The sequence below is a fragment of the Streptomyces sp. NPDC012825 genome (assembly GCF_042900925.1).
Lineage (GTDB): Bacteria > Actinomycetota > Actinomycetes > Streptomycetales > Streptomycetaceae > Streptomyces.
In genome coordinates this window covers 636,554-644,597 of record NZ_JBIBBZ010000003.1, presented here as the reverse complement: position 1 = coordinate 644,597, position 8,044 = coordinate 636,554, and the positions used below count along the sequence as shown (strand labels likewise).

The window sequence follows — 8,044 nt, the reverse complement described above, 5'->3', positions numbered from 1 at the left end:
TCCGGGCTTTTCCCTTCGGTCTTGCGTCTCCGACTCTATCAGATCTTTCCGATCCGATTTCCTCGGTGCTTTCCGGTCCCATTCGCTTTCGCTCCGGGCCCTTCCGGCGGTTCCGACTCTATCAGATCCTTTCGGCGTCTGATTCCCGGTCGGCGGGATTTGTCTTTCCGGCTGTTGGGCCGTTCCGACGAGTGAGACTTTAGCGGATTCCCCGCCTCCGACGCTAATCGGGGGCCTGCGTCCAAACCTTCGAACGCGGATTCCTCATTTCGCAAAAACACACGGAAAGCACGACGGTGCGGCAAAGCACTGTCGGCTTCTGAGGATCTTGCGGAATGGCTGTCCGGGGCCGACCGGGGTCGGTGCTCACGTCGGACAACTCGGAGAACACTACGGAGACGGGGAGGGCGTGTCAACCCCGGTCCGGGGCCCGGTGGCGGAAGGCGTTGCGGTAGGCGCGGGGGCTGGTGGAGAGGTGGGAGGCGAAGTGCTGGCGCATGGTGACCTCGCTGCCGAAGCCGGCGCGGCGGGCCACCTCGGGGAGGGGGTGGTCGGTGAGCTCCAGGAGCTTCTGGGCCGCGGCGACGCGCTGGGTGATGAGCCAGTGCAGGGGGGTGGTGCCGGTGGTGGCCTGGAAGTGGCGGGCGAAGGAGCGGGGGGACATGCCGGCGACGGCGGCCAGGCTCGCGACCGTGTGCGGTGCGGAGAGGTGGGCCAGGGCGTGGGCGCGTACGGCGGCGAGGGCGTCGGCGTCGCGGTCGGCGCGGGGGGTCGGGTGCTCGATGAACTGGGCCTGGGTTCCCGTACGGAAGGGGGCCGTGACCATGGAGCGGGCCACGGTCGCCGCCGCTTCGGCGCCGTGGGCCGTACGGACCAGGTGGAGGCAGAGGTCGATGCCCGCCGCGGTGCCGGCCGAGGTCCAGATGCCGGAGTCCTCGACGAAGAGGGCGTCGGGTTCGACCCGTACCGCCGGGTGGCGGGCGGCCAGGGTGCCGGCCAGGTGCCAGTGGGTGACCGCGCGGCGGCCGTCGAGGAGTCCGGCGCGGGCCAGGACGAAGGCGCCCGCGCAGAGGGAGGCGACCGGGATGCCGGTGGTGTGGGCGCGGCGGAGGGCGTCGAGGACCGGGGGCGGGACGTCGGCGTCCGGGTCCTCGACGCCCGGGACGACGACGAGGTCCGTGGGGGTGAGGTCGTCGAGCCAGGTCAGGGGGCGGTCGGGGGTGAGGGTGAGGCCGCCTCGGAGGGGGACGGGGGTGTGCGGGTCCGCGGCCGCTCGGTGGAGGGTGAACGGGGGGACGCCCCGGAGGGTGCGGTCGCTGTCCCAGACCTCGGTGATGACGGAGACGTCGAAGGCGCGGACGCCCGGGAAGACGAGGAGCGCGATGCGCTGGGGGCGGGGTTCCGGGGGCGGCGCCATGGGTGGCAGTAAACCATCGGTCGGTGGCATGCGGACCTCTGGGAGGCGGGGGCCGGTGGCGGAAGGATCGTCGGCATGGAGATCGCGGAGAACGCAGCGCTGGTGGTCGTCGACGTGCAGAAGGGCTTCGAGGAGGAGGAGTACTGGGGGGAGCGGAACAATCCGGACGCGGAACGGAACATCGCCGTGCTCATCGATCTGTGGCAGGCGACCGGGCGGCCGGTCGTGTTCGTGCGGCACGACTCGGTGGAGGGGGCGCGTTCGCCGCTGCGGGCGGGGCACGCGGGGAACGACTTCAAGGACTTCGTGGAGGAGCGGCGGGGGAAGGGCTCCGGGCCCGAGCTGCTCGTGGTGAAGTCCGTGAACTCGGCCTTCTACGGGGAGCCGTCCCTGGACGCGTGGCTGCGGGGGCGGGGCGTCGGGCAGATCGTGGTCGCCGGGATCCAGACGAACATGTGCAACGAGACGACGGCCCGGATGGGCGGGAACCTCGGGTACGACGTGGTGTTCCCGCTGGACGCGATGCACACCTTCGGCCTGGAGGGGCCGTACGGCTGGACGGCGGGCGCGGACGAGCTGACGCGGGCGACCGCGGTCTCCCTGCACGGGGGCGGGTTCGCGCGGGTGGTGGCCACGGAGGACGTGGTGCGGGGGGTCTCCGCCGGGGCCGCCGGGGTGCGGTGACCCCGGCGGGGACGGCGCGGGCCGTCAGCCGTTGCCGGAGGCCAGTTCGCGGCTGCGGTCGCGGGCCGCCTCGAGGGCGGCGATGAGGGCGGCCCGTACGCCGTGGTTCTCCAGTTCGCGGATGGCGCTGATGGTGGTGCCGGCCGGGGAGGTGACGGCCTCGCGGAGCTTGACCGGGTGCTCGCCGCTGTCGCGGAGCATCACGGCGGCGCCGATGGCGGCCTGGACGATGAGGTCGTGGGCCTGGGCGCGGGGCAGGCCGAGGAGGATGCCGGCGTCGGTCATGGCCTCGACCAGGAAGTAGAAGTACGCCGGGCCCGAGCCGGAGAGGGCGGTGGCGGCGTCCTGCTGGGACTCGGGGACGCGGAGGGTCTTGCCGACGCCGCCGAAGATCTCCTCGGTGTGGGCGAGGTGGTCGGGGGTGGCGTGGCTGCCGGCCGAGATGACGGACATGCCCTCGTCGACGAGGACGGGGGTGTTCGGCATGACGCGGACGACGGGGGTGCCGGTGGCGAGACGGTCTTCGATGAAGGAGGTGGGGATGCCCGCCGCCGCGCTGATGACGAGGCGGTCGGCGGTGACGTGTGGGGCGAGCTCGTCAAGGAGGCGGCCCATGTCCTGGGGCTTGACGGCCAGGATGAGGGTGTCGGCGCGCTTGGCGGCCTCGGCGTTGGTGACGGTGTCGACGCCGTAGCGGGTGCGGAGTTCCTCGGCGCGCTCGGCGCGGCGGGCGGTGACCAGGAGGTTCGCGGGGCGCCAGCCCGCGCGGATCATGCCGCTGAGGAGCGCTTCACCGATCTTGCCGGTGCCGAGGACTGCGACGGTCTGGGTCATGGCTCTGTTCACCTCGCCGGAGGGGGTACGTGCCGTCATCCTCGCACCGGGGGCGTAGTGGTGCGGTGGGTGTCCGAGGGGCGGTCAGGCCGTGCGGCGGCGGAGGGTGGCGGCGCCGAGGGCGAGGACGAGGAGGGCGCAGCCGGCGACGACGAGGACGTCGCGGACGAAGGCACCGGTGACCTCGGGGTGGCGGAGGACCTCGTTCATGCCGTCGACGGCGTACGACATGGGCAGGACGTTCGAGACGGCTTCGAGCGCGGGGGCCATGCGGTCGCGCGGGGTGAACAGGCCGCAGAGGAGGAGCTGGGGGAAGATCACGGCCGGCATGAACTGGACGGCCTGGAACTCGGACGCGGCGAAGGCGGAGACGAAGAGGCCGAGGGCGGTGCCGAGCAGGGCGTCGAGGAGGGCCACCAGGAGCAGGAGCCAGGGGGAGCCGACGACGTCGAGGCCGAGGAACCGGAGGGCGAGGCCGGTGGCGAGGGCGGACTGGACGACGGCGAGGAGTCCGAAGGCGAGGGCGTAGCCGGCGATGAGGTCGCCCTTGCCGAGGGGCAGGGCGAGCAGGCGTTCCAGGGTTCCGGAGGCGCGTTCGCGCAGGGTGGCGATGGAGGTCACCAGGAACATCGTGATGAGCGGGAAGATGCCGAGGAGCGAGGCGCCGATGGTGTCGAAGGTGCCGGGGCTCCCGTCGAAGACGTACCGGAGCAGGAAGAGCATCACGCACGGCACGAGGAGCATGAGGGCGATCGAGCGCGGGTCGTGGCGCAGTTGGCGCAGGACGCGGGCGGCGGTGGCGAGGGTGCGGGCGCTGCTCATGGCCGGGGCTCCTGGGTCTGCTTCTGACGGCTGGTGTCGGGGCGCCGCTCCTCCCGGGCCGCGGCCGCGTCGACGAGGTGGAGGAAGGCCTCTTCGACGGTGGGGGTGTCGTTGTGGCGGCGGAGAGCCTCGGGGGTGTCCTCGGCGAGGATCTCGCCCTCGCGCATGAGGAGGAGCCGGTGGCAGCGCTCGGCCTCGTCCATGACGTGCGAGGAGACGAGGAGCGTGGTGCCGCGGTCGGCGGCGATGCGGTGGAAGAGGTCCCACAGGTCGCGGCGGAGGACGGGGTCGAGGCCGACGGTGGGTTCGTCGAGGACGAGGAGTTCGGGGGTGCCGAGGAGGGCGACGGCGAGGGAGACCCGGCTGCGCTGGCCGCCGGAGAGCCGCCCGGCGAGGGAGTCGGCACGGGAGGTGAGGTCGACGTCGGCGACGGCCCGGTCGACGGCGGCGCGGCGCTCGTGGCGGTGGGCGCGGCCGGGGTGGAGGACGGCGGCGAAGTGGTCGAGGTTCTGGCGGACGGTGAGGTCGTCGTAGACGGACGGGGCCTGGGTGACGTAGCCGATGCGGGAGCGGAGGGCCGGGTCGCCGGCGGGGCGGCCGAGGACGGTGAGGGTGCCGCCGACCTTCGCCTGGGTGCCGACGATCGCGCGCATGAGGGTGGTCTTGCCGCAGCCGGAGGGGCCGAGGAGGCCGGTGACGCGGCCGGCCGGGACGGTGAGGTCGAGGCCGCGCAGGACGGTGCGGTCGCCGCGGACGGCGGTGAGGGCGCGGGCGGTGATCGCCGCGGGGGCGGTGGTGTCGGTGCCGTTCCGGCTTCGGCTTCGGCTCGCGGCCGTGTCCGCTTCTCCGTCGGCGCCCGCCGAGTAATTCACCATGTGATGAATAGTGCGCCTGGGGGTGCCGGCCGTCAAGCCTCCGGGAGGTGGCGGGCCGCTCGCCGCGCCCGGGTTGCTCGCGGTGTTCGGGTTACCTGCCGCGCTTGGGCTTCTTGCGGGCGGCCGGGTCGCCCGTACGGGAGCCGCGGCGCTTCTCGTACCGGGTGAGGGCCGTCTCGTACTCGGCGCGGTGGAGCTTCTCGCCGGGCGCCTCGGTCAGGCAGCGGGCGCCGTACGCGAGGAGCGAGCCGATGAAGCCGATCGCCTTGAGGCCGCGCAGGGAGTCCTCGCGGGCCGGGTCGTCCGGGCGGCGCTGGAAGCCCTCCCAGGTCTTGCGGCAGGCGATGGCGCTGCAGACCGCGAACATGACGATCACCAGGCCTTCGACGAGGCCGCCGGTGTTCGCGATCCGCAGGCCCTGGAAGGCGAAGCGCAGCACGAAGCAGGCCGCGACGGCGGCGGCGAGCGCGCCGACGGCCAGGCCGATGCGGCGCAGCGCGTAGTGGCCGGTGTGGTCGACCCAGGTCGTGCCGAAGAAACGGATCTCCTCGGGACGGGGTCCGCCGCCGGTGCCGGCGGCCTTTCCGTCCTCCGCGCCGCCTGTCGTGCCGCCTGTCGTGCCGGGGGTCTGCTCGTCGTCGCTCACGGGGTCGATTATCCCCGGGCGGCGTCCGGGCAGGTCAGGCGCAGCGCGGTGCCACGAGGCCGTCGCTGCCCGTGTGCACGTAGGAGTCGGAGACGTACTCCCCCGGGGCGATGCGGTCCCAGACCCGGGTGGTGCCGTACGGGCCGGTGACCCACTCGCCGTACGTCTGGCAGGAGATCGCCACCGTGGCGTCCAGGGCCAGGACGCGGACGATCGGGTACTGGGTGCCCGGGCCCGAGCGCACGTTGAGGCGGTGGCCCGGGGCGACCGGGTAGCGGGTGGCGGTCGTGGCCGTCACCGTCGCCGTCGTCGCCGTCATCACTGTTGCGGTCGCCGTCGCCGTCGCGATGCCGTACGTGTCCGTCGTGTCCAGCGTGTCCATCGTGTTCTCCCCCCATGGCGCGAAAGCGCCCCGCCGAGTTTCACTCTCCGCGACGCGCAGGCTAGCAAGCCCCACCGACATCGGAGGTGCCATCGACTAGGCTCGTCGCGTCGCGCACGCGGGCGCGAGGTGACGGGGAATCACACGGGGGTGGGCGATGCCACCGTTGCGCGGGACCGGTGCCGACCGGGAGGCGGAGGGGCCCGAGTACGCGGGCGACTACCGGCTCCAGGCGCGTCTGGGCGCGGGCGGCATGGGCGTGGTGCACCTCGCCTCCTCGGCCTCCGGGCTGCGGCTCGCGGTCAAGGTCGTGCACGCGCGGTACGCGGAGGACCCCGAGTTCAGAGCGCGTTTCCGCCAGGAGGTCGCGGCCGCGCGCCGGGTCAGCGGGGCCTTCACCGCCCCGGTCGTCGACGCCGATCCCGACGCCGTGCGCCCCTGGATGGCGACCCTCTACGTCCCCGGCCCCACCCTCGCCGACCAGGTGAGGCGGAACGGCCCGCTGTCCCCCGCCGAGCTGCGCCGGCTCACCGCCGGACTCGCGGAGGCGCTGCGCGACATCCACCGCGCCGGGGTCGTGCACCGGGACCTCAAGCCCAGCAACGTCCTGCTCACCGACACCGGACCGAAGGTCATCGACTTCGGCATCTCCCGGCCCGTCGACAGCGATCTGCACACCGAGACGGGCAAGCTGATCGGCTCGCCGCCGTTCATGGCGCCCGAGCAGTTCCAGCGGCCGCGCGAGGTCGGTCCGGCGGCGGACGTCTTCGCGCTCGGTTCGGTCCTGGTGCACGCGGCGACCGGGCACGGCCCGTTCGACTCCGACAGCCCGTACGTCGTGGCGTACCAGGTCGTCCACGACGAGCCCGACCTGACGGGCGTGCCCGGAGAGCTGGCGTCGCTCGTCGCGCGCTGCCTCGCCAAGGATCCCGTGGAGCGGCCGTCCCCGGACCGGATCATGCGGGCGCTGCAACCGCCCTCGTACGCGGCGGAGGCGTTCATACCGGCGCAGCGGCGGCGGCCCGTGCTGCCGGGCGCCGGTGGGGAAGGCGGGGGTGGTGACGAGCCGGGGCACGCGCCCGCGTGGGACGCGGACACGCCGGTACGGGTTCCCGCGCCGGCCCCGGCCCGCCGACGTCCCCGCTTCGGCGGGCGGATCCGGCCGCGTCCGGCGGTCACCGTCGCCGCGCTCGCGCTCGCCGGGGCCGGGCTGTACGCGGCGCTCGGCCCCATGCCGGGCGACGGGCCCACGCCCCCGCCGCGCCCGGACCACGTGGCCACCGCCTTCGCGGGCTGGCACACCGGGCTCCAGCAGCGGGGCCCCGTGGCGGCCCCCGCCTGTACCGGCGGCAGGGACGCGCTGTACTGCGCGGCCCGGGGCGTCGGCCTGGCCCGGCTCGACCCCGTGACGGGGAAGGTCCTGTGGTCGCGCACCGGGCCCGTCGAGGGAGAGGCGCCACGCGCGCCCGTGCTCCTCGAAAACGACGGAAGCGGCGGAGACGGCGGGGTCTCCCTGGTCGGTGCCGCCGCGCCGACCGGGCCGCTGCGGGCGTACGCGGCCGGGGACGGCGCCCCGGTCTGGAGTGCCCGCGCGGACCTCCCCGAGGTCCACCGGCCGGCCGGTTCCGCCGTCGTCCTGACGGACGGGGTCGGGGGCGTCCGGGCGGTCGACGCGCGGAGCGGGAAGGAGCTGTGGCGGCACGGCCTGACCGGCTTCGGGGCGCCGCGCACCGGACCGTACGACGCCCGCTCCGGTCTGCTCGTGGTGGCCGAGATCTCGGCCGACGGGACGCACACGCGCGTGGGCGTGGTCGAGCCGCGGACCGGCGAGGTGGTCCGGGGGCGGAACCTGGAGGGCGATCTCGAACCGCTCGGGCACACCGAGGACGGGTCGCTGGTCCTCGGCTCCCGGTACGAGGGCACCCTGACGGATGCGCTCGTCCTGCTCGGCCCCGGCGGCGAGGCGGCCGGCCCCGTGCGCAGGCTGGCCCTGCCGCACCGGTTCGACCTCCGGGGCGCCGTCGTGCGCGGGGCCGTCGTGCACCTGCTCGACGCGGGCGGGCACGTGACCGCCTTCGACACCGCCGCCGGGAAGGGGCGGGTGCTGTGGGACCTGGAGACGGCCGCGGGGAACGTCTCCGAGCCGGTCGCAGGTCCCGGTGACCGCCTCTACTTCTCCGTCCAGGACGGGCGGCTGCTCGCCGTGGACACCGCGCGCGGGACGCTCGCCGGCCAGACGCGGCCGCGCCTCGCGGACGGGCGGCTCGGGTACGTGTCCCTGGTGCCCGCTCCGCTGGTCGCCGGGGACCGGGTCTTCGGGACGGCGCCGGACGGTTCGGTCTTCGCGGTGGACGCGCGCGACCCGGCGTCCTGGTGAGCTCCCG

The 8,044-nt window shown here is 74.3% G+C and carries 8 protein-coding genes; 2 read left to right on the top strand and 6 right to left on the bottom strand.

Translation table 11 applies throughout. The annotated features are described in order from the left end of the window. Nucleotides 1–412: 412 nt before the first annotated feature. Nucleotides 413–1,417 carry a GlxA family transcriptional regulator gene (locus ACFY7E_RS11590; RefSeq protein ID WP_389483323.1) on the bottom strand — a complete coding sequence of 335 codons (1,005 nt, stop codon included), beginning with the start codon at nucleotides 1,415–1,417 and terminating at the stop codon, nucleotides 413–415. A 75-nt stretch (nucleotides 1,418–1,492) separates the two neighbouring features. On the opposite strand from ACFY7E_RS11590, the gene ACFY7E_RS11585 reads away from it, so the two are divergent. Then, nucleotides 1,493–2,101: a cysteine hydrolase family protein gene (locus ACFY7E_RS11585; protein WP_389483321.1), complete on the top strand. Its 609-nt coding sequence runs from the start codon at nucleotides 1,493–1,495 to the stop codon at nucleotides 2,099–2,101. Between the two features lie 24 nt (nucleotides 2,102–2,125). Here the strand turns inward: ACFY7E_RS11585 and proC are convergent, their stop codons facing one another. The 5 genes from proC to ACFY7E_RS11560 all read right to left on the bottom strand — a co-directional run bounded on the left by proC (nucleotide 2,126) and on the right by ACFY7E_RS11560 (nucleotide 5,660). Continuing rightward, on the bottom strand, nucleotides 2,126–2,935 hold the full coding sequence (gene proC, locus ACFY7E_RS11580) for a pyrroline-5-carboxylate reductase (protein WP_389483318.1): 810 nt from the start codon (nucleotides 2,933–2,935) through the stop codon (nucleotides 2,126–2,128). A gap of 84 nt (nucleotides 2,936–3,019) precedes the next feature. Beyond that, nucleotides 3,020–3,757 (bottom strand): ABC transporter permease, encoded by a 738-nt coding sequence (locus ACFY7E_RS11575; RefSeq protein ID WP_383446730.1) that lies wholly within the window; start codon nucleotides 3,755–3,757, stop codon nucleotides 3,020–3,022. Beyond that, nucleotides 3,754–4,632, bottom strand: coding sequence for an ABC transporter ATP-binding protein (locus tag ACFY7E_RS11570; protein WP_389483315.1), 879 nt, complete (start codon nucleotides 4,630–4,632; stop codon nucleotides 3,754–3,756). Before ACFY7E_RS11570 ends, ACFY7E_RS11575 begins: the two co-directional genes overlap by 4 nt. Before the next feature lie 91 nt (nucleotides 4,633–4,723). Beyond that, nucleotides 4,724–5,176, bottom strand: coding sequence for a hypothetical protein (locus ACFY7E_RS11565; protein ID WP_389483399.1), 453 nt, complete (start codon nucleotides 5,174–5,176; stop codon nucleotides 4,724–4,726). Between the two features lie 136 nt (nucleotides 5,177–5,312). Further along, complete coding sequence (locus ACFY7E_RS11560; protein WP_389483312.1) at nucleotides 5,313–5,660, bottom strand: peptidase; 348 nt, start codon at nucleotides 5,658–5,660, stop codon at nucleotides 5,313–5,315. 157 nt (nucleotides 5,661–5,817) lie between these two features. Between ACFY7E_RS11560 and ACFY7E_RS11555 the strand changes: the two genes are divergently transcribed. Beyond that, the gene (locus tag ACFY7E_RS11555; RefSeq protein WP_389483310.1) at nucleotides 5,818–8,037 is read left to right on the top strand and encodes a protein kinase; all 2,220 of its coding nucleotides are present in this window, start codon (nucleotides 5,818–5,820) and stop codon (nucleotides 8,035–8,037) included. Nucleotides 8,038–8,044 lie beyond the last annotated feature (7 nt).